Below are 25617 nucleotides of genomic sequence, written 5' to 3'. Positions count from 1 at the left end.
CTTGTTCAATCAGGCGGCGCGGGCCACCACCGGGCCATGAGCCTGCTTCATGATGGCATCGAGCCGCGCGCCCACGGCGACGGCGAGGGCGGCTCCATCCTCCTCGCTGGCGTCTTCCCGTTCGAGGCGTGTGATCGTGTTGGCGACCCGCTGCTCCAACACCGCGAGGATCGCGGCGGCGGCCTTGGGTTGGGCACCGCGCAGGACGGCGACCACATCGAAATAGGCATCCTGCAACAGGTGCAGAGTCAGCCGGTCGACGGCGTGCGCGTTCTCGTGCGTCAGTTCGGTCATGCCTGAATCGCTCCCTTCCGGACGCGCCGAATCTCGCGCCCGGATGGTTAAGGCGAGCTTTCAATCAACCGAGAGGCGTTCCAGCGCCTGATCGCGACCGATGAGGGGCAGGAGTCCGGCGAGGTCCGGCCCATGGTCAAGCCCGGTCAGCGCGAGACGGAGCGGCATGAACAGCGCCCTCCCCTTCGCGCCGGTGCGCGCCTTCACGTCGGCCGTCCACCCCTTCCACGTGGTTGCGTCGAAGGGCGCTTGCGGTAGCGTCTCGCGAGCGACCGCGATGAAGGCAGCATCTTCGATCTGCGGTGTCACCGGGCCCTCGACCACGCGCCACCATTGCGCCGCGTCGTCCACCTTGCCGAGGTTGGCCCGCACTGCGAGCCAGAACGCTTCGGCCCTGTCGTCGGGCACGCCGAGGGCGCGAAGCCGCTCAGCCGCCTGCTCATAGGGCATGGCGTGAATGAGCCGGGCATTCAGTCCGTCGAGATCGCTCTCATCGAATCGAGCCGGGGCGCGGGAGATCTCGGACAGGTCGATGATCTCAGCGAGTTCGTCCAAGCCTTCCACCGCGCGCACGGCTTCCGCCGAGCCGGTCAGTACCGCCAGCGAGCGGACGGCGCCCGGCTCGTAACCGGCCTCGCGCAGGCCGCGCAGGGAAAGGTGACCGAGACGCTTCGACAGCCCCTCGCCATCCGCCGTGGTCAGCAGGTTGTGGTGACCGAAGACCGGCACGGGCGCGCCCAAGGCTTCGAAGATCTGCACCTGGACCCCGGTATTGGTGACGTGGTCCTCGCCCCGGATGACATGCGTGATGCCGAAGTCGATGTCGTCCACCACGGAAGGAAGCGTATAGAGATACGATCCGTCCTCACGGATCAGGACCGGGTCCGAGAGCGACGCGCAATCGATATGCGCCGGTCCGCGCACGAGGTCGTCCCAGGCGACCGTGCGGGCATCCAGCAGGAAACGCCAATGCGGGCGGCGGCCCTCCGCCTCGAAGGCCGCGCGCTCCTCCGCCGTCAGCTTGAGGGCGGCCCGGTCATAGATCGGCGGCTGTCCGCGCCCGAGTTGGCGCTTGCGGCGGCGGTCCAGTTCCTCCGGGGTCTCGTAGCAGGCGTAAAGGCGTCCCGCCGCCTTCAGCCGCTCGGCAGCCGCGTCGTGCTCGGCTTTGCGGTCGCTCTGCCGGGCGAAGAGGTCCGGCTCGATCCCGAGCCACGCCAGATCCTCGCGGGCCGCCTGCGCGAACGCCTCCGTCGAGCGGGCGAGGTCGGTGTCGTCCAGCCGGAGCAGGAATTGCCCGCCGTGACGCCGTGCGTACAGCGCGTTGAGCAAGGCCGGGCGAGCATTGCCGATATGGAGGTAGCCCGTGGGCGACGGGGCGAAGCGAACGCGAATCATGGGCGCTCCTTAGCAGGTTGCGATCCAGCCTTCCCGGACTTTGCACAGCGGAGATGAGGCCGCATTCTCGTGCGTCGGATGAAACACCGCACGCCTCTCCACGTTGTCTGCCCGTGTTCACGGGAGTGTGAGCCATCCCGAGGGCACGCGCCGCGCCACGCGAGGCGGGCGGCCCGGCCGATCAGTCGGCTTCACAGTTAACGGGGTGAGAAATGCGAACAGCGATGATCCTCCTTGTCTCCCTAGCGGCGGGGAGCGCCGTGGCGCAGGACGCGGGCAACAAGCCTCCGGCACCGCGCGATATCGGGCCGCCGAAAGCCGTGTCGCCGACCACACCGCCCAACAGCACCGTGGTGGTGGCCCCCGATACGCAGAAGAGCGGCCCTGGCGCGAACACCACCATCGCCCGGTCGGGTTCCGGCGCGGACACGATCACCACCGACACGGCGGTGGGCGGCAATGCCGAGCAGCAAACCCGCGCCGTGCCATTGGCCGGTGGCGGTAGCGGCGGCAGCGGGGGTGGCGGTTCATAAGGCATTGCCATTCCGTGAGCGACCTGTCCCGGTCCGTCAGAATCCGCCACAAGGCGGTCTTCAGGCGGCCCGGCGGCGGTGTTGGAATGGACAAGGGTGCGGATATCGCAGTGATCGGCGGAGGCTTGGTCGGCCTCGCCTCGGCCCTGGCGCTGCGCGAGCGCGGTCTCGACGTGGTGCTGTGCGATCCGGGTGAGGCGCGGGCTCGCACCTCCTACGGCAATGCGGGCGTGGTGAGCCGCGGCTCGATTCTGCCCATGGCGAGTCCCGCCCTGTGGGGGAAGCTCCCGTCCTATCTACGCAATGCCGACAGCGCCCTTCGGCTCGACTATGCGCACCTTCCGCGCATCCTGCCGTATCTCGCGCATTTCATGGCGCGCGCCCGCGAATCGCGCTGGCGTGAGGCCGCCGCCGCGCTGGTCCCGCTCACGACAGCCGGCTACGCCGCGCATGAACGCCTCGCGGTCAAGGCCGGCACCACGGATCGCCTCGCCCGCACGGGTTGGATCAAGGCCTATCGCACCGATGCCGCCTTTGCCGGGGCGGCGCTCGAACGCGACATCCTAGAACGCCACGGCGTGTCCTTCACGATCCTCGACGGCGACGCCCTGCGCGAACGGGAGCCCGCCCTCGTTCGCCGCTATGCGAAGGCGATGATCCTGACCGAGACGGGTTCGGTGCGCGAGCCGGGCCGCCTCGTGGAGGCCTGCGAGACGCTGTTCGAGAAGCTTGGAGGACGTCGACTTCGCGGCAGCGTCACGCGCCTGTCGCCGGAGGCCGAGGGATGGACCATCGCCTACGAGGGCGGGACGCTGCGCGCCAAGCAGGTGGTGATCGCGGCAGGGGTCGCCTCGGGGACGCTGACGAGGAGCCTGGGTTACCGCTTTGCCGTGGCGGCCGAGCGTGGCTACCACCGCCACTACAAGCTCCACCCGGACAGCCCACCCCTCTCCTGCCCCGTTCTCGATACCGGCGCGGCCTCGATCATCGCGCCCATGGGGCCGGACCGAGTCAGAGTCCTCTCGGGAGTGGAACTGAACGCCCGGCACGCGCCGCCGAATCACGCGCAGATCGAGGCGGCGAGCCGCGAAGCCTCAGAGACGCTGCGCCTCGGCGGTCCGATCGACAACGAGCCCTGGCTCGGCTCTCGCCCCGCGACGCCGGATGGAATGCCGGTGATCGGCCTAGCACCCCGGCACAAGGGCCTGATCTTCGCCTTCGGGCACGGCCATATCGGCCTCTCCACCGGGCCGATCACCGGAGAGATCGTGGCCGACCTCGCCACGGGGCGCAGCCCTGTGGTGCCGATCGCGCCCTTCGCCCCGCAGCGGCTGCTGGGTTTTCCGCGGCTGCTCTGACCCGGTTTGGCCCTATCGCCAATCGTAGGGGTTGTACGGATCGAGCGCCGCCTGAATCCGGCGCATCATGTCGGGCTGTCGCTGGAGCGATGCCTCGCGCGCGAGGGCACGGAGGAAGGCGCGGGGGCCATGTTCGAGATCTCGTCCCAGACCGTCATAGCGGTCGGACGGCTCGACATGGGGCGGGTTCGTACCGACGAGATATTCGACGCCGCAGACCGGCGGGTCGATACCGAGTCGGTAGCAGATCCGGACATGCTTGAACGGTTCGCCCGGCCGCTGCTCGACGCGGTATCCGGCCAGGGTAAAAGCGCCCCGGCTCACGCGCTCCGCATGAGCGATCGTCAGCGAGACGCTGATGAAGCCTTGCGTGACATGCGTCTTCACGAGATCGACGGCCTGCCGGTCGCCCGGCACGAAGGGCTCGGCGGCGGCGGGGGATGTCGCGCCGATCAGGGCGACGACGAGGATGACGGCGCGTCTCACGGCTTCCTCATGCACACGGCCACGGGGGTGGCATCCTTGGCGGGCTTGGCGTTGAGATCGACGCAGGCGACGGTGGCGATCCCCTCCGTCACACTGACCGTGGGTAGGACGGACATGCCGCGGCAATAGGCGCCGATCATTTCCTCGTCCTTGCGGCAGGCGACGTCGAGGCGGATCTGACTGTTGGGTGCCGCTCCAGGCGGGCCCTGCTCCCCCGCAGGCCCACGCTCTCCTGCTGGGCCGCGAGCGCCCGTGGCACCGTTCAGGCCTGCGGGCCCCTGCGGACCGGCGGGGCCTTGGTCTCCCTTGGGACCGGGCGGACCGGCCGGGCCGGGCTTCGATTCCCCGCAGGCTCCCAAGGCGAGGATTAGCGCGGCGGCCAGCAGGGATCGCATCAAAGGCTCCGAAGGGCGCGCGACCGCGCCCGCCGAGACGGAAGGGGTCGCTCAATCGTCCCGGTAAACGCGCTCGCGACGCTCGTGGCGCTCCTGCGCTTCGAGCGACAACGTTGCAATCGGTCGCGCATCGAGACGCTTGAGGGAGATCGGCTCGCCGGTCTCTTCGCAGAAGCCGTAGGATCCATCTTCCAGCCGCGCCAAGGCGGCGTCGATCTTGCCGGTCAACTTGCGCTGCCTGTCGCGGGCGCGCAATTCGATCGAACGATCGGTCTCGGACGAGGCGCGATCCGCAATGTCGGGATGGTTCTCGTTCTCGCTCTGCAACGCGGTCAGCGTATCCTGCGCTTCGCGCAGAATCTCGCCTTTCCAATTCAGCAGCTTGCGGCGGAAATATTCGCGCTGCCGTTCATTCATGAAGGGCTCGTCGTCGGACGGGACGTAACCGTCCTCCAGAGTCACCTTCGCCATGCGTCGCCCTCTTCCGAATAGGATGGCCGGTATGCGGCGATAATGGGTGCCGTATAGTCGAGGCATGGAGCCACCACAACGCGGCGCAACCACCGGCTCCGCACTGTGTCGGCGCGTGCGGCTTGAGTGCCACGGTTACGGTCAGCGCTTTGCGTCATCGGTGATCAAACAAATGATCGCATTGGCGATCTCTGCTCCGTTTCACAGCGTCGCTCAGAACTGGAAGTAGATGAACTCGTAATTGGCGTCGTCGCCGATTTTCAGAAGAACGACGACGAAGAGAAGGGCCACCGTGAGGGCGAGGCCACGGCTGGGCGCCAAGCGATGGACGGCGTTCCACGCGGTGGGGCCGAGGGTCGCGACGAGGGCGGCGATGGCGATGGATCGCCATTTAAACTCGGATACGCTGTGGCTGAGCCCGACGAGCCCCTTGTAGACGGCGAGCGCCGCATCGAACGAGGTCGCGCGGAACAGCACCCAGGTCAGGGCCACGAACAGGCTGGTCATCAGCCAACCGGCCGGGGCCGGGATGCGCCAGCCCGCCCGGCGGGCCAGCAACCCCGCGCCGAGGCCAGCCCCGTGCAGCGCGCCCCAGGCCAGGAACGTGAGCCCCGCCCCGTGCCACAGGCCGCCGAGCGCCATGGTCGCGAACAGGGCTCCGACCTGACGCGGCAAGCCGTGCCTGTTCCCGCCGAACGGAATGTAGAGGTAGTCGCGCAGAAACCGCGAAAGGGTCATGTGCCAGCGGCGCCAGAAATCCTGAAGCGACGTGGCGCGGTAAGGCACGTCGAAATTCTGCGGCAGCACGAGGCCGAACATGAGCGCGATCCCGAGCGCCATATCCGTGTAGCCGGAAAAGTCGAAATAGATCTGGAAGGTGAACCCGAGGGTCGCCTGCCAGGCTTCTCCGAAGCCGATCGCCTTGCCCTGCGCCGCCGCCTGGAACACCGGGTTCACGTAGGCCGCCAGCGGATCGCCGAGGAACACCTTCTTCGCGAGGCCCACGGCAAGCAGCACCAAGCCGCGCCCGAAGCGCTCACCGGCATCGGGCCGGGCGTAAGGCCGCTCGTCGAACTGGTGCATAATCTCCGACCAGCGCACCAAAGGGCCGGCGAGGACCTGTGGGAAGAAGGAGATGTAGAGGGCGTACTTGACCAGGCCGAAGGACGGCGCCCGTCCCGCCCTCAGATCGGCCAGATACATGATGTGGTGAAAGCTGAAGAACGAGATGCCGAGCGGCAGGGCGAGACCCAGCGTCGAAGGCTCGTTGCCGGAGAGCCGCCCCGCCAGATCGATCAGGAAGTCGGCGTATTTGAACAGGCCGAGAAGGGCGAGGTTGCCCGTGATCGCCGCCGGGATCAGCCAGCCGCTTTGGCTCCGCCCGAAGGCGCGCGCGACCAGCCAATTGATGAGGATCGACCCGGCGAGCAGCGGCACGAACCGCACGTCCCACCATCCGTAGAACACGAACGACAGCACGACGAGCAGCGGCAGGCGCCAACGGGGCGCGGCCCACGCGATCAGCCCATGCAGGGCGAGTGAGGCGGGCAGGAAGGCCAGCAGGAAGACGTAGGAATTGAAAAGCATCCGGCCGCGCGGCCGAGCCGCCTGTCTCCCCCAACGCGGCGTGCCTTTTCTGGAATCGGCGACGCCGCGTCAACTCGCGGCGGCGCCGGTTCGGATCCGCCTCAGTTCAGCTGAGCCGAGATCGAGGAAAATTTGTCGTTGAGGCTCGTGCCGATGACCTTGAGGGTCCCGATGATGACGACGGCGATCAGCGCGGCGATCATGCCATACTCGATGGCCGTCGCCCCGGATTCGTCTTTCGCGAAACGAGAGAAGATTTTTGGCATCGCCCACAACCCCGCTCTTGTTGACACAACTTACTCACGAGGAATTGAGCAAGTCCTAATCGCCGCGAGCAAAGCGTGATCTTGCGCCGTTATCTTTCGAGAATCCGAATCTGGAATCCGTCTTCAACGGCCGGTCGATGAATTGGATCGTCTCATTCTTCGAGTTACATCGCTTACAATTGAGTTGTGCCTTCGGCAATTAGGCGTCGGCACGAACTCGACCGTCAAAGACTTCCGCCGCGACGGTGAGGCCGAGGCCGACCGATCCGAAAGTGTCGCCCGCCACGATCCGCGCCTCAGGGAGGCATTCCGCCAGGGCCGCGCGCAGATGCGGAAGTCCGGTCGAGCCACCGGTGAGAAACAGGGCATCGATGCGTTCCGCCGGGAGCCCGGCCTGGATCAGACACTTGCCGATCCGCGCGGCGACCGCGCGGGACAGGCCATCGGTCTTCACGGCGAGACCCGCCCGGTCGAGGGACGCGGCGAGGCCTCGCTCGATGGGTCCGAGATCGATCGAGGCTGCGCCGGTCTCCGAGGCTGCGATCTTGGCCGCTTCCACCGTGCCCGCCAGCGCATGGCCGCGCTCTTCCTCCACCGCCGTCCGCAGACGTCCGACGAGATCCGGCCGGGCGCAATTGCGCAGCACGTCATCGATCTCGCGCAGGGTCCGGCCGTCGTAGAGCCGATTGATCGCCGACCACGTGGCGAGGTCGTGGTAATAGGCACCGGGCACGGCGAGGTCGCCTCGCTTCATGGCGCTGCCGAAGCCGAGAAGCGGCATCACTGTCGCGAGGCTGAGCTGCCGGTCGAAATCCGTGCCGCCGATCCGCACGCCGTCATTGGCCAGGATGTCCGCCGCCCGGTCGGCCTGCCGCCGCCGCTCCGGCGAGAGCCGCACGATGGAGAAATCCGACGTACCGCCGCCGATATCCGCGATGAGGGCGATCTCTTCCCGCGTCACCTGCCGCTCATAATCGAGGGCGGCGGCGATGGGTTCGTATTGGAACAGCACGTCGCGGAAGCCGACCTCGCGGGCAATCTCGCGGAGTGTGTCTTCAGCCCGGCGATCGCCCTCCGGGTCGCCATCCACGAAGTGGACGGGACGGCCGTGAACCACCGCATCGAAGTTCTTGCCGGAGGCCTCCTCGGCTCGCGCTTTCACGATAGCGATGTAGCGGGCGATGATGTCGCGCAGCCGCAGCCGCTCACGGCCGACCGGCGTCGCCTCCTCGATCAGCGGCGTGCCGAGCACGGATTTGAGCCCGCGCATCAGACGGCCCGGCTTGCCCGCGACATAGGCGGCCGTCGCCGCCCGGCCGATCAGCGGCTCCTGCCGAGGCTCGAAGAAGATGGCGCTCGGCACCGTGAGATGAGTGCCTTCGAGGGGGAGCAGCACCGGGCCGCCGGTTGAGAGGTGGCCGAGCGTCGTGTTCGACGTGCCGAAGTCGAGGCCGCAGGCCGCCATCGGGATAATCCGGTCGGTTGGGGAGTTGGGGCGTGGCGATTACCCGGCCGGACGCCCCCAAGTCCAGGCGCGAAATGGTGGACAGGCGCATGCCGGACCCGCCTTCCGGGCAAGAGCCGTGATAGAGGACCCCATGCGCTGCGACATCGATCTCGGACTGACGGGCGACCGCCCGGCTCTCCTCGACCTGACCGAACTGCTCGCCACGCGGCTCCTCGTCCAGGGCAACTCGGGCTCGGGCAAGTCCCACTTGCTGCGCCGCCTGCTGGAGCAGAGTGCCGGGTTGGTGCAGCAGGCCATCATCGACCCCGAGGGCGATTTCGCGAGTCTCGCGGAGCGGTACGGCCACGTCGTGGTGGAGGCGGATGGCGACGACGCCGCCCTTCAGCGCGTGGCGGCCCGCGTGCGCGTCCACCGCGTATCTGTGGTGCTGACTCTCGATAACCTCGATGCCGACGGCCAGATGCGCGCCGCCGCGGCCTTCCTCGGCGGGCTGTTCGATGCCGATCGGGAGCATTGGTATCCGATGCTCGTGGCCGTCGATGAGGCGCAGCTCTTCGCCCCGGCGGCGGCGGGCGAGGTCTCGGACGAGGCCCGCCGCCTGTCGCTCGGGGCCATGACGAATCTCATGTGCCGGGGCCGCAAGCGTGGGCTTGCGGGGGTCATCGCCACGCAGCGGCTCGCCAAGCTCGCCAAGAACGTCGCGGCGGAAGCGTCGAACTTCCTGATGGGCCGCACCTTCCTCGACATCGACATGGCACGCGCCGCCGACCTGCTCGGCATGGAGCGACGGCAGGCCGAGACCTTTCGCGATTTGCCACGCGGCCAATTCGTCGGCCTCGGGCCCGCCATCGCCCGCCGCTCCCTCGTCATCGCCGTGGGACCGACCGAAACGGTCAGCCGTGCCGCCGCGCCGGGCCTTCTGCCCCTGCCGAGCGACATCGAGGATGCCCGCTCACTGATCCTCACGCCCGAGCCGCGCGACGAGACCCTGCCCCCCGTGCGCCGCCAGCCGCGCGCAGCCCCGGTGCAGGACGTTCTCACGCAACTGGCCACCTATCGCCCCCCGGTCCCCAGTGAGGAACCGGAGGAAGAGGCGATGGACCCGGCCGAGCGCGACGCCATCATCGCGGACGTGCTGCACTCGGTCATCACCGATGCCGATGCGGGCACCTGCACGCCTGCGACGCTCTATCAGGACTTCACCGTCCGCTGCCGCATCCGTCGCGTCCGGGGTGAGGCGCTGTCGCTGCCCGAGTTCAAGCGCCGCATTGCCGTCGCGCGGGCGGAGGCGGGCGGCGAAGTGAGCGACGGGTCGGGTTGGGAGAAGGCGCAGGGCATCGCGGCGGGCCTGCCGGATGATCTGGCGGGCCTGTTCCTCGTGGTCGCGCGGGCGGCGATCGAAGGCGCCCCCTGCCCCACCGATTCCGCCCTGGCCGAGGCCTACGGCACGAGTTCGGGCGGCCGTGCGCGCAGGATGCTGGCCTTTCTCGAAGAGCGCGGCGCCATCGTCACCCGTCGCGACCTGCGCGGCGCGCCGATCATCGCCGTGCCCGATCTCGGGGTGGAAACCGCCCCCGGCGCGCCGCAACCGGCGGCAGGTGGCCTGCGGCGGCGGATGGGCTGACGGACGACGGGCAGAGCGTCACACGCTCCGCCGCGTCTCCAGCTTGGCGAGCTCGACCGCAGCGCGCAGTTCGATCTCGGCCATCAACCCGTCGAGGCGGGGATCGCCGGAGGGGCCGCTACGCTCGGCGAGGCGGGCCGCCACGGCTCGCAATTCTCCCGGGCTGACACGTCCGCCGAGAATTGAGGCCTTGAGCCGGTCGAGACCGTCCAACAGGTCATGGCCCCGGCGGGCGGTGCGGCGGCGGCGCTCCTGCGGGGAATCGGCCTGTGCCTGGAGCAGAAGGACCGCATCGAGCCCCGCCAGCGTCGTGGCGGCAGCGGGGGCGGCAGTGTGGGACGGTGCGTCCGGGGTTTGGCCGAGGCTGAAGCCGCGAACTTCATCGCGCCGCCCGGCCGGGACGCTGCCTGTCGTCCGGATCGGCTGGCGGTTATCGACGCGCATCATCTCATCGGAGCCGGGAGGGGGTGAGAACACCCTCGGCCTGGTACGGTTAAGCGGGAGTAAACAGCCCGGCAGAAGCTGCCGGGTCGGCAGGAATGGCACCGGCCCCTCGAACCCGGTCGATTTCTGAAACCCTTTGGCAACAATGACTTGAAGGATCGACCGGTGTGGCACGGGGCTGGCGTGGACCGGGCAGGCCCCGTCAGCGTTCGAATCCGGTATGCACCCCCGTCTCCCGACGCCCCGCCTGCTCCCGCTCCTCGCCGCCGCGCTCGTCGCGCTGCTGGCGCTCGCCGCACCGGCTCTCGCCATGTCGCGGGTGAAGGATCTCGCCTCCATCGAGGGCGTGCGCCAGAACCAGCTCGTCGGCTACGGCATCGTGGTTGGCTTGAACGGCACGGGCGACACCCTCAACAACATCCCCTTCACCAAGCAGTCGCTGCAAGCGATGCTGGAACGGCTCGGCGTGAACACCCGCGGCGCCACGATGCGGACGCAGAACCTCGCGGCGGTGATGGTGACGGCGAACCTGCCGCCCTTTGCCGCCCAGGGCACGCGGATCGACGTGACGGTGTCCTCGCTGGGCGATGCGAAGTCCCTCCAGGGCGGCACGTTGCTGGTGACGCCGCTTCTCGGTGCCGATGGCGAGGTCTACGCCCTGGCGCAGGGTTCCATCGCCATCGCAGGCTTCTCCGCCGAGGGCGATGCGGCCAAGATCACGCGCGGCGTGCCGACCAACGGGCGCATCTCCAACGGCGCGAATATCGAGCGCGAAATCGCGTTCAAGCTGAACGACGCGCGCTCCCTGCGCCTGTCCCTGCGGAACCCGGATTTCACCACCTCGAAGCGGATTGCCGCTGCGATCAACGACTTCATGGGCGCCGATACGGCCGAGCCCACGGATCCCGCGACGGTCACGATCCAGATTCCGGCCCGCTACCACGGCAACATGATGCGGCTGATCACCGAGGTCGAGCAGTTGAAGGTCGAGCCCGACCAGGCTGCGCGCGTCGTGGTGGACGAGCGCTCCGGCATCATCGTCATGGGGCGCGATGTGCGCGTCTCCACGGTGGCCATCGCGCAGGGCAACCTGACGGTGACGATCACCGAACAGCCGCAGGTGAGCCAGCCCGCGCCGCTCTCGAACGGCCAGACGGTGGTCGTGCCGCGCACGGGCCTCAAGGTCGATACCGGCGACGGCAACAAGCTCGCGCTGGTGAAGGAGGGCGTGAGCCTTCGCGACCTCGTGGACGGGCTGAACGCCCTCGGGGTCGGGCCGCGCGATCTCATTTCCATCCTTCAGGCGATCAAGTCGGCCGGGGCGCTTCAAGCCGACATCGAACTCATGTGAGGGGACAGCCATGCTTCAATTAGCCAGCATCGCGGCGAGCGCTGCTATCGGAGTCGGCAAGGCGATCGCCGGAAGCGTTGCCGAAAACACGTCGACCTCCGATCTCGGCGCCGCCAAGACCGCCAAGATCAAGAAGACCGCCACCGACTTCGAGAAGATGTTCCTCGAGAACAGCCTCGACCGCATGACCCAGTCCGAGGGAACGGACGGGCCCCTCGGCGAGAACGGCACGGGCGGCGGCGTCTACCGTTCCATGCTCACCAAAGAATACGCCAACTCGATCGTTCAGTCGGGCGGCGTCGGCATCGCCGATTCCGTGTTCCGCGAGATGATGAAGATGCAGGGGGCGACGAATGTCGGAGGCTAAGCCCCTGCGCCTGTCCGACCGGGCCGGCGCCGAGGCGCTGGTCGCAGGCATCCTCGCCAACATGAACGCCCTCAGGGTCGTGCTGGACGAAGAGGCCGAGCATATCCGTGCTGGCCGGCTGAAGGCGGGCGTGATCGCCGCCGAGCCGAAGACACAACTCGCCGCCGCCTACATGCAAGGGTTGGAAGCGGCGAAGGCCAACGCCGTCGCCATGGCCCGGCTCTATCCGCAGGGCGTCGAGAGCCTGCGCAACGCGCATCACAGCTTCACCAAAGCCGTTGAGGCGAACCAAGCCGTGCTCGCCTCGGCGCGGACGGTCTGCGAAGGTTTGATCCGCTCGCTGGCCGACGACCTCGCCAAGGCCCGGACACCCGCGAGCTACGGCGCCGCCCGCGCGGCCCCCTCCCCGTACGGACGTGGCAACCGCAGCGGACCGCTGGTCGTTTCACGCTCGTTGTAAGGACGGCTTGGGCGCGCCTCAGCGGCGCCCATTTCCGATGCGGACATAGGTGCGGACCTCACCGAGATCGGTGTCCGCCCTGTTATCGATGGCGATCCGCCCCGCCACCATCGGCGCTGTCGCCGGTCCGTCCCGGTTCACGCGCGCATCGAGACCCGCCGCAACCCGCCCTGAGAGGCGTGTGCAACTCCTCGCACCCGGCATCCGAACAAAGCCCGGCTTGCCGGGGCAAGCCTCCATGGTCGGCGCGATCTTCGCCAGATCGAGATCGAGCGCCGACGCCCCGAGGGTGCCGGTGAACAGGATGGCGAGGCCGAGAAGCAGACGGTCCATCAGGCGGCGAGCTGGGCGAGGTCGCGGTGCAGAGTGTCGATGTAATGTTCGACCTCGGTGATGAACCCATCGAGATCCGGCTCGCGACGGCGCAGGCGGGCGAGGTCGCGCAGCAGCGCGTCTAGCGCCACGCTCCGTTCGGCGGCATGGCCGAAGCCGCCGACATACATATCCACGACCTGCTCGGCCAGCACGATCGCCCCGATCCGGCTGGCGGATCCGAGGCGGCGGACTTCTTCCACGGGCTCGCGAGACATCATCCGATTCCCCATCGGAGGCGCCGTACAAGGCGCCCGACCGAACGCAATACCGTGTCGGCAGGGGCCTGTAAGGACCTGAACGTCCAAGTGAGGAGAAACACAACCTAAAAGCGGCAACACTATGAAGCCGTACGATCACCCGGAAACGGGTGAAGGCATCACGAAAGGTAATTGACCAGAGACAACTTCGAGAGTGACGAGGTGATCTGATAGCTTGCCTGGAGCCGCGTCTGCAGATCGAGGAGCTTCGTCGCGACCTCTTCGGTGGAAGCCTGCTCGATACCGTCCACCGTATCCTGCAACGTGCTCTGCTGCGCGGCATTGGCGGTCTGGGCGCTCGACATGCGCGCAGATGCGAGGCTGAAATCGGTGACGATGTTCTGCACGCTGTTGCCGGTATTGTAGGCGGCGAGCATCGGCGTCGCCGCCGCAGCGACGGCCTGATAGGCTTGCGCAGAATTGGCGCTGCCTGCGGTCGGCATACCGAAGGCGACGGTGGCGAGCCCCGACAGGACGCTCTGGATCGACGCCTCATTGGCCCGCGCGCCGAGTTGCACCGTGGCGCTCGAACCGACCTGATAGGTCTGGCTCGCCCGCGCGGTCGAATCGAGGCCGCTCTCGCCCTGATACCAGACGACGGACTGCTTCTGCGGGGTGCCCGCCGCTGCTTTCGCCAACAGGTAGGTCGGCCCACCCGTCGTAGCGTCCGCATAGACACGCTTCGGCGTCGTGTTCGCATCGGTCGAGGCGGCGAAGAAATCCGTGGTCGCACGGGGGGTGGCATTGGCCGACAGGGTCGTCGAGGCCGCGTTCTTGATGGCGGCGGAGAGCTTGTCGTTGAGGTTCTTCGCGGTGTCGCTGGGCGTCGCGCCGATGGTGAAGGTCGTCGACGATGTGGGGGCGGTCGCCGCCGCGGCCGTCAGGGTGATCGTGGTGGTGGTGTTGTCGGGCAGCGTCAGCTTCACGGTCATGGTGTCGCCCTGGACGGGCTGGCCGTTGACCGACAGCGTGGCCTGCCCCGACGGGCTCGCCGGGGTCACGCCGATGGCGGTTCCCGATGCTTTCACATCCGTCAATTGGAAGCCGAAGGCGCCGCCATTTTGCGCGCTAACGCGGGCGCTAGGCCCCTCCGCCAGGGAGATCGTGGTCGAGTTGGCCACATAGGTCTGCGTGACCCGCCCATCGCCGTTAGGGCCGATATCGGCATCGACCTGTTGTTGGACGATGGTCTGGAGGCCGTCCAACGTTTTGGTGCCGTCCGACGTGCCGTACAGGATCGCGCCCGCATCGGCGACCGGTTGGGTCGAGCCCTTCTTGCCGCCGAACAGGTAGACGCTGCCATCTGACTGGTTGAGCGCGTCGAGCGCGGCGTTGAGGTTGTTGAGGGCCGTCGATTTCGCGGCCTGCGTATCCAGCGACGTGCTCTGCAAGCCGTTCTGCAACGTCGAGTTCGTTGCGGAGGCGACGCTCACCACCTGGGACAGGCTTGTCGTGCCAAGCTTCGCGCGGGTCTGTGCGGTGTCGATCACCGACGAGTAGCCGTTGAGGGCGCTGATCGAGGCTTGGGCCGACAGGGCGGTAGTGCGCGCGCCGCCGAGGCCGCCATAGGTCTGGGACGTAAGACCCGAACTGAGCTGGTTCGTGAGGTCGCTGAGTTGCGACTTCAGCGCCAGAAGCTGAGAGGTATTGCGGCTGGCAGTGTAGCTGCCGGCTGCGAAGGGCGGGATCGTGGTCATCAGATCTGCAGCAGCTGGTTGAGCATGTCGCGCGCGGCGGTGAGCACGCGGGCATTCGCGCCATAGGCGGTCTGAAGGGCGATGAGGTTCGACATCTCGGCGTCGATGTTCACCCCGGCGCTCTGCGAAAAGCGGCTCTGCGCGGTGGAGAGGGCCACCTGCTGGGTGTTGTCGAGGGTTGCCGCCGCACTGGCGGCACTCCCCTGAGCGGAGATGATGTCCTGCGTGAACTGGGCGACGGAGGCGGTGTAGGGCGCCGTGACGCCGCCGATTCCGCTCGCCGAGGAAAAAGTTTGCTGCGTCGAGGTCAGAGACGTGAACAGCGACTGCGCCCGCCCGCCCGAAGCGGTCTGGTCGTTGGGGCCGGACGCGGTGAGATACGACGAATTGTTGGCGAGGTTGCCGTTCACCGCGATGCGCTGGGCGAAGCCGGTGATTTGCGCCGAAGTGTCGACGCTGCCGGTATAGAGAGTGCTCGTCCCGTCCGTGAACAGGGGCATCTGTGGGTAGCCGTTGGCGAAGTCGTTCGCTGAGTTCGGCTGGGTGATGCTGGCGCTCGCGCCGCCCACGGTGGTGCCGGGGTTGCTCGCCAGGGTCACGACGCTGCCCGTGGCGCTGGCCGTGATGTTCGGAATGTTCTTGTAGCCCGCCGCCGTCGCCTGCGCGCGCATGGCGGTGAGCGCGTCCTTGATCGCATTCTCCGTATCGCCGGGCACGCGTGTGACGTCGAAGGTCTGCGAGAAGCTCGTGGAATCGCTCGTCACCGACGAGTCGACGGGCTTGGAGGCTCCGGTTCCCGCCACGAGGACGACGTTGCGGACGCTGCCATCGCTGAAGGTGACGGGGATGGTGAGCGTGTTGCCCGGCTTCATCCCCCCAATGTCGACTTGGGCCGGGTTCGTCGTGGAGGTCACGGTCTTGTTGGTCAGCGCGGTCGCCATGCCCGCCGCGAGATCGTCCAGCTGACGCTGGGCCTGCGGAAGGGTCGTGTCGCGCAACTCGAACTGCGCGGCGAGGCTGCCGGAGCGCATCACGCCGGGGGCGCCGAGGTCGATCTTCGCGCCGCCGGGGGTCGTCGCGGTGATGGTGCCGACCGTGCGCTGCGACGAATCCGTCGAATAGCGCGAGGATGCATCGAGGGTCCCGTGCCCATCGAAGCTCAGGGTCGCCGCGTTGCCCCGGTCCACCAGGGTGACGCCCGAGCCGGTTAGCACCGTCACGGTGCCGTCACGCTGATCCACGGTGGACAGGTCCATGTAGCTCGACAGGCTGTTGATGGCCTGATCGCGCTGGTCCTGGAGGTCGGCCTTCGAGGAATCGTCGGTCGTATTCTGGATCTTACCGTTGAGCGTGGCGATATTCGACAGGAGCGAACTGGCGGTGGCGGTATCGGTGGCAAGCTGCCCCTCGATGCCGTTGCGCAGGCTCTGCACGTTGGAGGCGGCGGCATTGATCTGCGAAGCCAGCGCAGAGGCGTTGCTCAGGACGGTGCTGCGCGCGGCGGCCGAGGTCGGGTTGGCCGTGAGTTCCTGCAACGACCGGGTGAAGGTGTTGAACGTGCCGTCGAGTGCCGTCGCCGAGCCCGGCGTGCCGTAGAGCTTGTCGAGTTGGCTGGTGATGTCCGCACGCGTCGTCGTGTAGGCGGCTCCGGCGGTCTCCGAGCGGAGCTGCTTTAGGGCCGCCGCGTCGAAGCTGCGCGTCACCGCGCCGACCGTGACGCCGAGATTGCCTTCCGTCGAGACGGTGCTGATCGTGCGGCGCACGTAGCCGGCCGTGCCGGAATTGGCGACGTTCTGCGAGACGACGTTGATCGCCGCCTGGGTGGCCTTCAGCCCCGCTGTGGCGTTCCAGATCGCGTTCATGCTCACTGGCGTAGCCCTTTCCTACGTGTCGGGGCGGATCCGGCTCAGCGGATCACGTTCAGGAGGTCGCTCATCATGGTTTGCGCGGTCGACATGACCCGCGTGTTCGCAGAGTAGGCCTGCTGGGTTACGATCATCTTTGAAAATTCCGACGCAATGTCGGTATTCGATTGCTCGGTGCTCTCGCCGACGATGGTGCTGCCCGCGAGGCCCGCGAGCGGCGAACCGGAATCAACCGTCTGGAAATAATGACCGTTGGTATCGGGCTTGAGCCCGTCCGGGTTGGTGAATCGAGCGAAGCCGACGGTCGCGAGCGGCACTACCGAGCCGTTGGAGAACGTGCCGTTGATCTTGCCGTCGCCACTCACCGCCACGCTGGAGAGCGTGCCGGACGTGTAGCCGTCCTGGGTCAGGGTGTTGGTCGTCGCGCCACCCGACGAGTCGGCATATTGCGTCAGACCGGTCTGGCCGAAATTCAGCGCCACCGGACCGAGATTGGTGCCACTCACCGTCAGGTTCGGAATGGTGATGCCACCGGACGTCGGGTTCGTAAGCTGACCCGCTGTATCGAAGGTGAAGGGTTGGCCGACATTCGTCCAAGCGCTCGCCGAGGCCGAGGCCGTCGTGTCCGACTGGTAGTACAGGTTCCAGACCGAATTCGTCACGGGCGGCGTGGCCGCCGTGTTCACGTCCTGCACCTTGGCCCAGCGGGTCGTCACGGTGACCGGCGCGCCGGTTGCGGTGTAGGCGGTCACCGCAGGCCCGGCGATGCTGGAGTTCACGAAGTTCGCCGCATCGCCTTTCGCGATCTGCGGCGAGGCGGTGCTCGCGCTCGTCAGAAGGATCGAGTTCGGGTCCGCCGGGGCGTAGAGGTCCGAGCCTGAGGTGGTGGATTTCCCGGTGATCGGCGTCGCGGGCAAGTTCGCGGCGTAGTTGATCGTTGAGGTCGGCTTGGCCGGAAGGGTCGAGTTGGCGATCTTGATCAGGCCGGTGCTGACGGTCTGGCCGGTGGCGGGGTCGATGTTCTGCCCGGTGAGGTAATCGCCCGCGCCATTGACGAGATAGCCATCCTTGTCGGGGCTGAAGTCGCCGCGCCGCGTGTAGACGGGTTGGGTGTTGAAGGTCGCCTGACCACCCGCGTCGCCGGATTTCTGAAGCACCGTGAAGAAGCCCTGGCCGTTGATGGCCATGTTTGTCGCCACCTGCGAGGCGACCACGTTGCCCTGGATGGTGTTGGTGAGCCGCGCCTGCGCCAGAACCGTGCCCGCGACCTCGCGCTTGGCGGTCTGCTCGGCCATGAGGTCGATGAAGCTTGTGTCGATACGCTTGTAGCCGGTGGTCTGGGAGTTCGCGATGTTCCCGGAAATGTTGCTGATCGCGTAGGACTGCGCCTGGAGGCCCGAGACCGACGTCTGCAACGCGGAAAAGATGTCCATGACCTGAGGTCCCCGGCGCGATGGCCAACGCAACGGCTTGTTGCAGCAACCCTCATGCCAAAGGTAACTTATTGCAAATAAACATATTTTATCGAAATGCGGATCAGAACACGGCATTTTGCGCCGGGTCGTTGAGGTCAAGTCGGCAAAATTTGCTCGGTCCCCACTCACGGGGTAACCACGCAAAGTCTGATTGTCGGCGCCTGTTTACGGCACGTTATTTTGCCTGCGCGATCATCCCCCGAAGTCGGTCGCGTTTCGATTCGCGATCGGTCGAGGAAATTGGGCAACGGGACATGCGGGCCAAGCGGACGAGCCTCGTCCACATCATCTACTTCTCGCGACTGACCCTGTCGTCGGATCCGGCCAAGCGGTCGGCTCAGGTCGATGACATCACCCGTGTGGCCCAGAAGAAGAACGAGTTCGCGGTGATCACAAGCCTGCTGATGATCGAGGGCAATTTCGCCGCTCAGGTGATCGAGGGGGAGCGCACCTCGGTCCATGAGACGTTCGATCGGATCGCCGCCGATCCGCGCCACCGTGAAGTGCAGATCTGCGAATGGCGCGAAATCGCCAAGCGCGAGTTCGTGAACTCCTTCAAGTGCGCTCAGCGCGGGGGGGCGAACGATAGCCACTTCGCAAAAGCAAACCTGCTTCCCATGTTTCAGCGCGGCACGCCGAAAACCTCCGCCATCCTGAGCCTGGCCATGGCCATCCAGGCCGACGCGATGTCCCGTCAGGGCATCGACCATCTCTTCGTCTGAGGTTCCATGAGCGAGGCCCCCGACCATCCGCCGATCCTCGTCGTCGACGACCAGGAGAAGCTGCTGCGGCTCGTGGTGATGCTGCTGTCGCGTATCGGGTTTCCCGATGTCGATGGCGTCACGAGCGGCACCGAGGCGATGGAGAAGCTACGTCAGCGGCGCTACGCCCTGGTCATCTCCGATCTCGACATGGAGCCGATGGACGGCCTCACGCTGCTCCGCGAAATCCGTGGCGACGACACACTGATGAACACGCCCTTCATCCTGACCGAGGCGTCCTTCGAGTTCGAGGACATCAATCTCGCGCACCAGGCCGGGGCGGACGCGTTCATCCTGAAGCCGTTCGACATCGCCGTCCTCAAGACGAAGCTGAAGAACGTCATCAACCGCAAGCCGCGCAAGCGCGAGGCGCCCATCGCGGCGCAATCGACGCTGTCACAGGACTTCCCGATGCTGGGTAAGTACTGAGGGATCCAAGGAAAAACGGGGGACGCCCTGACGTCCCCCGCCGCTGAGATCACTCCGCGCGCTTCTGATAATCCTTCACATCGGTGAAGCTCACGGACGGGTACCGCTCTTCCTCGTAGCGAAGGGAGAAGGCGGTCGTCGCCATGAAGACCGGGGCGCCGTCGAGGTCGCGGGCCATAGCCGAGTTGTGGCTGTCGATGAACTTGTCGAGATCGGTTTCCGAGGTCGACGAGACCCACCGGCACACGGTGAATCGCGACGTTTCGTAATCGACCGGCAGGCCGTATTCGGCCTGCAGCCGCTCCTTGAGCACGTCGAGCTGCAGCGCGCCGACTACGCCCACGATGGCTTGGCTGCCGTCGTAGGGAACGAAGACCTGCACGACGCCCTCTTCGCCCATCTGCTGAAGCGCCTCCTTCAGCTTCTTGGCCTTCATGGCGTCGGTGAGCTTGATCCGGCGCAAAATTTCCGGCGCGAAGCTCGGAACGCCGCGGAACACGATCTCCTCGCCCTCCGTCAGCGTATCGCCGATGCGCAGCGTGCCGTGGTTCGGGATGCCGACCACGTCGCCCGCATAAGCCTCGTCCGCGATGGCGCGATCCTGCGCGAAGAAGAATTGCGGGGCCGAGAGCGAGATCGGCTTGCCGGTGCGCACGAGCCTGGCCTTCATGCCCCGATTCAGCTTGCCTGAGCAGACCCGCATGAAGGCGATACGGTCCCGATGGTTCGGGTCCATGTTCGCCTGAATCTTGAAGACGAAGCCGGTCATCCGCGCTTCGGAAGGTTCCACCCGGCGCTTGTCGGCGTCCTGTCCGCGCGGTGCCGGGGCCACTTTGGCGAGCCCGTCGATCAGGTCGCGAACGCCGAAGTTGCGCAGCGCCGAGCCGAAGAAGACCGGCGTCAGATGGCCCTCACGGAAGGCGTCGAGATCGAACGCCTTCAGCCCACCTTGGGCCAACTCGACCTCCTCGCGCCACGTATCGGCGGCGCCGTTCTCGGTGAGCAACTCGTCGAACAGCGGATCCTCCGGCCCGGAGACCGGAACCGTGCCCACATCGTCGGCGGCGTCGAGGCGGCGCACCCGGTTCATGCCGAGTTCGTACGTGCCCGAGAAATTGCGCCCCGAGCCGATCGGCCACGTCACCGGGGCGGCGTCGAGGGCGAGCGTCTTCTCGATCTCATCCAGGATGTCGAAGGGGTCGCGCGATTCGCGGTCGAGCTTGTTCACGAAGGTGACGATCGGGATGTCGCGCAGACGGCAGACCTCGAACAGCTTGCGCGTCCGCGCCTCGATGCCCTTCGCCGCGTCGATCACCATCACCGCCGAATCGACCGCAGTCAGGGTGCGATAGGTGTCCTCCGAGAAGTCCTCGTGGCCCGGCGTGTCGAGCAGGTTGAAGACGCAATCGCCGTACTCGAACGTCATCACCGACGTGACGACGGAGATGCCGCGCTCCTTTTCGATGCCCATCCAGTCCGAGCGCGTGGAGACGCGGTTGCGCTTCGCCTTGACCTCGCCCGCAAGTTGGATCGCCCCACCGAACAGCAGTAACTTCTCGGTGAGCGTCGTCTTTCCCGCGTCCGGGTGGGAGATGATGGCGAAGGTCCGCCGCCGGGCCACCGGATCGGCCGGAGGCGCCTCGGTTCGTGTCTGCATCAACATGGGAAGGTCTTCGTCGCGCGTGTGCGGTTTGGCGACGGTGTACCCCGTGCGCCCTAAGCGGCCAAGGGAGCCGCTCGCGAGGACCAACGCGCCGCTGCAACGAAGTGCAATTTTCACGACACATCCCCGACATTCTCCGGGGCCAGCGTGACCCTCCGAGAACGGAGAGACTTCGAGCGATGATGCGATCCGCCTGGAGATCGGCTCTGGCCAGTGTGGCGCTGCTCGCCGCCGCATCACCGCTGGCAGCCGCGCCCTCGCCCGCTCAGGACGCCGCCTTCCTGGACGCGCTGACCTGGGGCGTCTCGCCTTCCTCCTTCGCCGAGTTGCGCACCAAAGGCCGCGACGCGTGGCTGAGGGAACAGCTACACCCGCAGGCCGCCTCCACCCTACCGGCCGAGGCCCAGGCTCTGCTGACGGCCGGGGCCCGAGACAGCGTGGCCGAGCGGACCTTCTACTTCGAAGCCCTTCAACGCGCGGCGAATTCCGAGCCGGACCCCGAGGCACGCAAGAACGCGCACCAGTACAATCAGGCGTTGTTCAATGCCGAGGCCCGGCAAGCGGCCAGCGCGACGATCCTGAAGGCGCTCTACGCCCCGGACCAATTGCGCGAGCGGCTGACGTGGTTCTGGTTCAACCGGTTCAACGTCCATCAGAACAAGGGATTGGTGCGCGTCTGGGTCGGCGATTACGTCGACACCGCGATCCGGCCGCACGCCCTCGGACGTTTCCGCGACCTTCTCAAAGCGACGCTGCGCCACCCGGCCATGCTGCGCTACCTCGACAATACCGACAACGCGGCGGGTCGCATCAACGAGAACTACGCCCGCGAGATCATGGAACTGCACACGATGGGCGTCGGCTCGGGCTACACGCAGGCCGATGTCGAGGCGCTGGCGCGAATCCTGACCGGGATCGGCATTGCGAATGGCCGCGAGGTTATCAGGCTCCGGCCGGAGCGCAGGGCCGACCTGATCCAGGACGGCCTGTTCCTGTTCAACCCGAACCGGCACGATTACGGCGACAAGGTCTTCCTCGGCCATACGATCAAGGGCCGCGGCTTCGGCGAGGTCGAGGAGGCGCTGGATCTCATCGCGCACTCGCCCGCCACCGCACGCAACGTCACGCGGGCGCTCGCGACCTACTATCTCGGACAGCCGCCGGACGACGCCCTAGCGGCCCGGCTTGCGGAGGTGTTCACCCGCTCCGACGGCGATACCGCCGCCGTGATGGATGCCTTGATCCACAGCGAGGCCTTCGCGGCGTTCCGCGAGGGCACGTTCAAGGACTCGATGCGCTACGTTTTTTCGGCCTTGCGCATGGCCTATGACCGGCGGGTCATCCTCAATACGGGCCCGGTGATCGGCTGGTTGAACCGGCTTGGGCAGGGACTCTTCGCCCGCTCGACACCGAATGGCTACGCCCTCGATCCCGCCGCCTGGGCGGGGCCCGGCCAGATGATGGCGCGGTTCGAGGTCGCCCGGCAAATCGGCTCCGGCTCGGCTGGCCTGTTCAAGCCCGCCTCGGGCGACCAGCCGGACAAGCCCGCCTTCCCGCTCATCGCCAATGGCCTCTACTTCACCGCCCTTGAACCGGCTCTCAGCGCGGCGACCCGGACGGCGATCGCCCAGGCGATCTCGCCGCAAGACTGGAACACGCTCTACCTCGCCTCACCGGAATTTGCCCGATGAACCGTCGCGATCTCCTCCGCAACGCTTCCGCCTTAAGCCTGTCGACCGTCGCGGGTCGCGTCTGGGCCGCGCCCAAAGCCGATGCCTGCCTCCTCGTCGTGTTCCTGCGCGGCGCTTACGACGCGGCCAACGTCGTGATCCCCACGGGTAGCGACTTCTATTATCGCGTGCGGCCAACCCTCGCCGTCTCCAAGCAGGATGCCCTCGCCCTCGACGGGGATTGGGGCCTGCACCCGGCCTTGCGTGACACGATCATGCCCCTCTACGCGAAGGGACAGGCCGCCTTCGTGCCCTTCGCGGGAACCGACGACCTGACGCGAAGCCATTTCGAGACGCAGGATACGATCGAGCTCGGCCAGACCATCGGTGCTTCGCGCGACTACAATTCCGGGTTCATGGCGCGTCTCGCGGCCGAGCTGAGCCGGGTGCGCCCGATCGCCTTCACGGAGCAACTCCCACTGATCTTCAGGGGTGGTGCCGAGCCGGTGCCGAACATCGCCATCAATGGTGTCGGCAAGCCCGCGATCGACGACCGGCAGGCCGCCCTCATCGCGGCGATGTACAAGGAGACCCCGCTGGCGAATGCCGTTGCGGAGGGGTTCCGCGTCCGCAACGAGGTCTACCAATCGATCTCGAACCATGCCGATCAGGCCGACCGGGGCGCCACCTCGCCCAAAGGGTTCGAGCTGTCGGCCCGGCGAATCGGCCGCCTGATGCGCGACACGTTCAACCTCGGCTTCGTGGATGTCGGCGGCTGGGACACACATGTGAACCAGGGCGGCGCCAAGGGTTATCTCGCGGATCGCCTGGGCGAACTCGGCCGGGGCATCGCGGGCTTCGCCGAGGAGGTCGGCCCTGGCTGGTCCGACACGGTGGTGGTCGTGGTCTCGGAGTTCGGCCGCACCTTCCGCGAGAACGGATCACGCGGGACCGACCACGGCCATGGCTCGACCTATTGGGTGCTCGGCGGCGGCATTCGGGGCGGACGCATCGCCGGACCGCAGGTCCGTGCCGACGAAGCCCACCTGTTCCAGAACCGCGACTGGCCGGTCCTGACCGATTACCGCTCGCTGCTCTCAGGGCTGCTCGGCCGCCTCTACGGCCTAGACCAGACCGCCCTGAAACGGATCTTCCCTGGCAACGACCCCGCCAATCTCGCGCTGATCTAGGCCGCCACGACGGCGAGCGAGCGCAGATCCGCGATCAGCGCTTCGACGCGTTCTTCCTGCGCGTCCCAGCCGAACATGAAGCGGGCGCCGCCACCGATGAAGGTATAAAAGCGCCAGCCGCGTGCGCGCAGGCCCTCGGCCATGGCAGGCGGCAGACTGAGGAAGACGGCGTTCGCCTCCACCGGAAACAACGCCCGCACGCCCGGCAAACCCGCGACGGCCGCCGCGAAGCGGGTGGCGGTCGCATTGCCATGGGTGCCGTTGCGCAACCACGCACCGCTTTCCAGCATCCCAACCCACGGAGCGGCGAGGAAACGCATCTTCGAGGCGAGTTGTCCCGCCTGCTTGCAGCGATAGCCGAAATCCTCCGCGAGCTTCTCATCGAAGAACACAACGGCCTCGCCCGCATGCATGCCGTTCTTGGTGCCGCCGAAACAGAGGACATCGACGCCCGCCCGCCACGTCATATCGGCAGGGCTGCATCCGAGGCTGGCGCAGGCATTGGCGAAGCGGGAGCCATCCATGTGCAGAGCGAGGCCAAGGCGACGGCACTCCTCCGACAGGGCGCGGATCTCGGCCAGTGTGTAGACCTGCCCGGTCTCGGTCGGCTGGGTGATCGTCACCACGCGAGGCCGGGGGAAGTGGATGTCGCTGCGGTTGGTGGCGAGCGACCGGATCGCCTGCGGCGTCAGCTTGCCGCCCTCGGTACGGACGGTGAGCAGCTTCGACCCGTTGGAGAAGAATTCCGGGGCGCCGCATTCGTCGGTCTCGACATGGGCGGAATCGGCGCAGATCACGCTGTGGTAGGATTGACACAGAGCGGCCAGAGCGAGCGCATTGGCCGCCGTGCCGTTGAAGGCGAAGAACACCTCGCACCGTGTCTCGAACAGCGTGCGGAAGGCATCCGCCGCCCGCGCGGTCCAGGTATCCTCGCCGTAGGCCGGGGCATGGCCGCTATTGGCGGCTTCCATGGCCGCCCATGCTTCGGGACAGATGCCGGAATAGTTGTCGCTGGCGAATTGCTGCGACGGATCGGGAGTCTGGTCGAGAGGCATGGATGGATCATAGCATCCCCCTGGCGGCCAAGGCCAAACCGCCTCGCGCATGGGCACCGTGCACGCCCGCGAAGACGGCTCGCGCATCTTGGATCTCGGCAGCTCATGGTGTAGAAGCCCAGCCAAGGCGCGTTCCACGTGCCGATTCGTAGACCGATCTTGCGCGTCCCTCCCGGGCCTGATCCGGGCGAGGGACTTTGTCGGTTTACGCATCGGCGACTGGCCGCGCGTTCAACGACTTAGGCCAAAGGATCTCTTCCGTTGCAGGTACTCGTTCGCGACAATAACGTCGATCAGGCTCTCCGCGTCCTCAAGAAGAAGATGCAGCGCGAGGGTATTTTCCGTGAGATGAAGCAGCGTAAGGCTTACGAGAAGCCGTCGGTGCGCCGCGCCCGCGAGAAGGCCGAGGCCGTTCGCCGCGCCCGTAAGCAGGCCCGCAAGACCGCGATCCGTGAGGGCCTGATCGCCGCTCCGAAGCCGAAGCCCCGCGTTGCCGGCGCTGGCCGTCGTCCCGGCCTGCCCACCGCCTCGCAGGCGCAGACCAATCAGGGCCAGTTCTCGGCCGCCAACACCCCGGCCACCGCTGCCTGATTGGCCGACCCGCCCGAGCGGCGGGTCACACAGTTCAAGGGCCTGGATCGCTGACGCGGTCCAGGCCCTTTTTCGTTCCGGCAGGAAAGC

At 67.0% G+C, this 25617-nt stretch carries 27 protein-coding genes; 11 read left to right on the top strand and 16 right to left on the bottom strand.

Annotated features, from left to right (window positions below):
• Nucleotides 1–9: 9 nt before the first annotated feature.
• Both J4O73_RS05995 and gltX read right to left on the bottom strand, forming a co-directional pair.
• The gene (locus J4O73_RS05995; RefSeq protein WP_426215523.1) at nt 10–294 is read right to left on the bottom strand and encodes a hypothetical protein; all 285 of its coding nucleotides are present in this window, start codon (nt 292–294) and stop codon (nt 10–12) included.
• A 60-nt stretch (nt 295–354) separates the two neighbouring features.
• Entirely contained in the window at nt 355–1689 is a 1335-nt protein-coding gene (gltX, locus tag J4O73_RS05990) for a glutamate--tRNA ligase (protein WP_426215521.1), read from the bottom strand.
• Nucleotides 1690–1913: 224 nt separating this feature from the next.
• On the opposite strand from gltX, the gene J4O73_RS05985 reads away from it, so the two are divergent.
• Together J4O73_RS05985 and J4O73_RS05980 are read left to right on the top strand one after the other, a co-directional pair.
• Nucleotides 1914–2222, top strand: a complete 309-nt coding sequence (locus tag J4O73_RS05985; protein ID WP_426215519.1) for a hypothetical protein — start codon at nt 1914–1916, stop codon at nt 2220–2222.
• 86 nt (nt 2223–2308) lie between these two features.
• Nucleotides 2309–3580 (top strand): NAD(P)/FAD-dependent oxidoreductase, encoded by a 1272-nt coding sequence (locus tag J4O73_RS05980; RefSeq protein WP_426215517.1) that lies wholly within the window; start codon nt 2309–2311, stop codon nt 3578–3580.
• 12 nt (nt 3581–3592) lie between these two features.
• Here the strand turns inward: J4O73_RS05980 and J4O73_RS05975 are convergent, their stop codons facing one another.
• The 6 genes from J4O73_RS05975 to J4O73_RS05950 form a co-directional block, all read right to left on the bottom strand.
• Entirely contained in the window at nt 3593–4066 is a 474-nt protein-coding gene (locus J4O73_RS05975; protein WP_426215515.1) for a hypothetical protein, read from the bottom strand.
• Complete coding sequence (locus J4O73_RS05970; protein ID WP_426215513.1) at nt 4063–4461, bottom strand: hypothetical protein; 399 nt, start codon at nt 4459–4461, stop codon at nt 4063–4065. The genes J4O73_RS05975 and J4O73_RS05970 overlap by 4 nt, the downstream gene beginning before the upstream one ends.
• A 51-nt stretch (nt 4462–4512) precedes the next feature.
• Nucleotides 4513–4932 (bottom strand): RNA polymerase-binding protein DksA, encoded by a 420-nt coding sequence (gene dksA, locus J4O73_RS05965; protein WP_378966230.1) that lies wholly within the window; start codon nt 4930–4932, stop codon nt 4513–4515.
• A gap of 213 nt (nt 4933–5145) precedes the next feature.
• Nucleotides 5146–6519: an MBOAT family O-acyltransferase gene (locus tag J4O73_RS05960; RefSeq protein ID WP_426215511.1), complete on the bottom strand. Its 1374-nt coding sequence runs from the start codon at nt 6517–6519 to the stop codon at nt 5146–5148.
• 101 nt (nt 6520–6620) lie between these two features.
• A complete protein-coding gene (locus J4O73_RS05955) occupies nt 6621–6785 on the bottom strand; it encodes a Flp family type IVb pilin (RefSeq protein ID WP_426215509.1) in 165 nt (54 codons plus the stop codon).
• A 199-nt stretch (nt 6786–6984) separates the two neighbouring features.
• Nucleotides 6985–8250 carry an Hsp70 family protein gene (locus J4O73_RS05950; protein WP_426215507.1) on the bottom strand — a complete coding sequence of 422 codons (1266 nt, stop codon included), beginning with the start codon at nt 8248–8250 and terminating at the stop codon, nt 6985–6987.
• A 133-nt stretch (nt 8251–8383) separates the two neighbouring features.
• On the opposite strand from J4O73_RS05950, the gene J4O73_RS05945 reads away from it, so the two are divergent.
• Nucleotides 8384–9877, top strand: a complete 1494-nt coding sequence (locus J4O73_RS05945; RefSeq protein WP_426215505.1) for a helicase HerA domain-containing protein — start codon at nt 8384–8386, stop codon at nt 9875–9877.
• 18 nt (nt 9878–9895) lie between these two features.
• Here J4O73_RS05945 and J4O73_RS05940 read toward each other — a convergent pair whose 3' ends face one another.
• The gene (locus J4O73_RS05940) at nt 9896–10321 is read right to left on the bottom strand and encodes a flagellar assembly protein FliX (RefSeq protein ID WP_426215992.1); all 426 of its coding nucleotides are present in this window, start codon (nt 10319–10321) and stop codon (nt 9896–9898) included.
• 220 nt (nt 10322–10541) lie between these two features.
• Here J4O73_RS05940 and J4O73_RS05935 point away from each other — a divergent pair, with 220 nt between their 5' ends.
• From J4O73_RS05935 to J4O73_RS05925, 3 genes are read left to right on the top strand one after another with little or no spacing between them, the layout of a single operon-like run.
• Nucleotides 10542–11672 (top strand): flagellar basal body P-ring protein FlgI, encoded by a 1131-nt coding sequence (locus tag J4O73_RS05935; protein WP_426215503.1) that lies wholly within the window; start codon nt 10542–10544, stop codon nt 11670–11672.
• 10 nt (nt 11673–11682) lie between these two features.
• Nucleotides 11683–12039 carry a rod-binding protein gene (locus J4O73_RS05930; protein ID WP_426215501.1) on the top strand — a complete coding sequence of 119 codons (357 nt, stop codon included), beginning with the start codon at nt 11683–11685 and terminating at the stop codon, nt 12037–12039.
• The gene (locus J4O73_RS05925) at nt 12026–12499 is read left to right on the top strand and encodes a hypothetical protein (protein ID WP_426215499.1); all 474 of its coding nucleotides are present in this window, start codon (nt 12026–12028) and stop codon (nt 12497–12499) included. Before J4O73_RS05930 ends, J4O73_RS05925 begins: the two co-directional genes overlap by 14 nt.
• A gap of 18 nt (nt 12500–12517) precedes the next feature.
• Here J4O73_RS05925 and J4O73_RS05920 read toward each other — a convergent pair whose 3' ends face one another.
• The 5 genes from J4O73_RS05920 to J4O73_RS05900 all read right to left on the bottom strand — a co-directional run bounded on the left by J4O73_RS05920 (nt 12518) and on the right by J4O73_RS05900 (nt 18126).
• Nucleotides 12518–12832, bottom strand: a complete 315-nt coding sequence (locus tag J4O73_RS05920) for a hypothetical protein (RefSeq protein ID WP_426215497.1) — start codon at nt 12830–12832, stop codon at nt 12518–12520.
• On the bottom strand, nt 12832–13089 hold the full coding sequence (locus J4O73_RS05915; RefSeq protein WP_426215495.1) for a hypothetical protein: 258 nt from the start codon (nt 13087–13089) through the stop codon (nt 12832–12834). The genes J4O73_RS05920 and J4O73_RS05915 overlap by 1 nt, the downstream gene beginning before the upstream one ends.
• A 161-nt stretch (nt 13090–13250) precedes the next feature.
• A complete protein-coding gene (locus J4O73_RS05910; RefSeq protein WP_426215493.1) occupies nt 13251–14828 on the bottom strand; it encodes a flagellin in 1578 nt (525 codons plus the stop codon).
• A complete protein-coding gene (gene flgK / locus J4O73_RS05905; RefSeq protein ID WP_426215491.1) occupies nt 14828–16696 on the bottom strand; it encodes a flagellar hook-associated protein FlgK in 1869 nt (622 codons plus the stop codon). Before flgK ends, J4O73_RS05910 begins: the two co-directional genes overlap by 1 nt.
• A gap of 38 nt (nt 16697–16734) precedes the next feature.
• Nucleotides 16735–18126 carry a flagellar hook protein FlgE gene (locus J4O73_RS05900; RefSeq protein ID WP_426215489.1) on the bottom strand — a complete coding sequence of 464 codons (1392 nt, stop codon included), beginning with the start codon at nt 18124–18126 and terminating at the stop codon, nt 16735–16737.
• 296 nt (nt 18127–18422) lie between these two features.
• Between J4O73_RS05900 and J4O73_RS05895 the strand changes: the two genes are divergently transcribed.
• Both J4O73_RS05895 and J4O73_RS05890 read left to right on the top strand, forming a co-directional pair.
• Nucleotides 18423–18890: a BLUF domain-containing protein gene (locus J4O73_RS05895; RefSeq protein WP_426215487.1), complete on the top strand. Its 468-nt coding sequence runs from the start codon at nt 18423–18425 to the stop codon at nt 18888–18890.
• Between the two features lie 6 nt (nt 18891–18896).
• Nucleotides 18897–19358, top strand: a complete 462-nt coding sequence (locus J4O73_RS05890; RefSeq protein ID WP_378966261.1) for a response regulator — start codon at nt 18897–18899, stop codon at nt 19356–19358.
• A 49-nt stretch (nt 19359–19407) separates the two neighbouring features.
• Here the strand turns inward: J4O73_RS05890 and J4O73_RS05885 are convergent, their stop codons facing one another.
• Entirely contained in the window at nt 19408–21021 is a 1614-nt protein-coding gene (locus J4O73_RS05885) for a peptide chain release factor 3 (RefSeq protein ID WP_426215484.1), read from the bottom strand.
• Between the two features lie 179 nt (nt 21022–21200).
• On the opposite strand from J4O73_RS05885, the gene J4O73_RS05880 reads away from it, so the two are divergent.
• Nucleotides 21201–22712 (top strand): DUF1800 domain-containing protein, encoded by a 1512-nt coding sequence (locus J4O73_RS05880; RefSeq protein WP_426215482.1) that lies wholly within the window; start codon nt 21201–21203, stop codon nt 22710–22712.
• Nucleotides 22709–23881, top strand: coding sequence for a DUF1501 domain-containing protein (locus J4O73_RS05875; RefSeq protein ID WP_426215480.1), 1173 nt, complete (start codon nt 22709–22711; stop codon nt 23879–23881). Before J4O73_RS05880 ends, J4O73_RS05875 begins: the two co-directional genes overlap by 4 nt.
• Here the strand turns inward: J4O73_RS05875 and J4O73_RS05870 are convergent.
• Entirely contained in the window at nt 23878–24936 is a 1059-nt protein-coding gene (locus J4O73_RS05870; RefSeq protein WP_426215478.1) for a threonine aldolase family protein, read from the bottom strand. The two genes, J4O73_RS05875 and J4O73_RS05870, sit on opposite strands and share 4 nt — an antisense overlap.
• A 261-nt stretch (nt 24937–25197) precedes the next feature.
• On the opposite strand from J4O73_RS05870, the gene rpsU reads away from it, so the two are divergent.
• The gene (gene rpsU, locus J4O73_RS05865; RefSeq protein ID WP_426215476.1) at nt 25198–25527 is read left to right on the top strand and encodes a 30S ribosomal protein S21; all 330 of its coding nucleotides are present in this window, start codon (nt 25198–25200) and stop codon (nt 25525–25527) included.
• The last annotated feature ends 90 nt before the right edge of the window (nt 25528–25617 follow it).

It is taken from the genome of Methylobacterium sp. NFXW15 (genome assembly GCF_049887755.1).
Taxonomy (GTDB): Bacteria; Pseudomonadota; Alphaproteobacteria; order Rhizobiales; family Beijerinckiaceae; genus Methylobacterium.
Note: the sequence above shows the minus strand (reverse complement) of the source record. Positions and strands in the feature narration are given on the sequence as shown.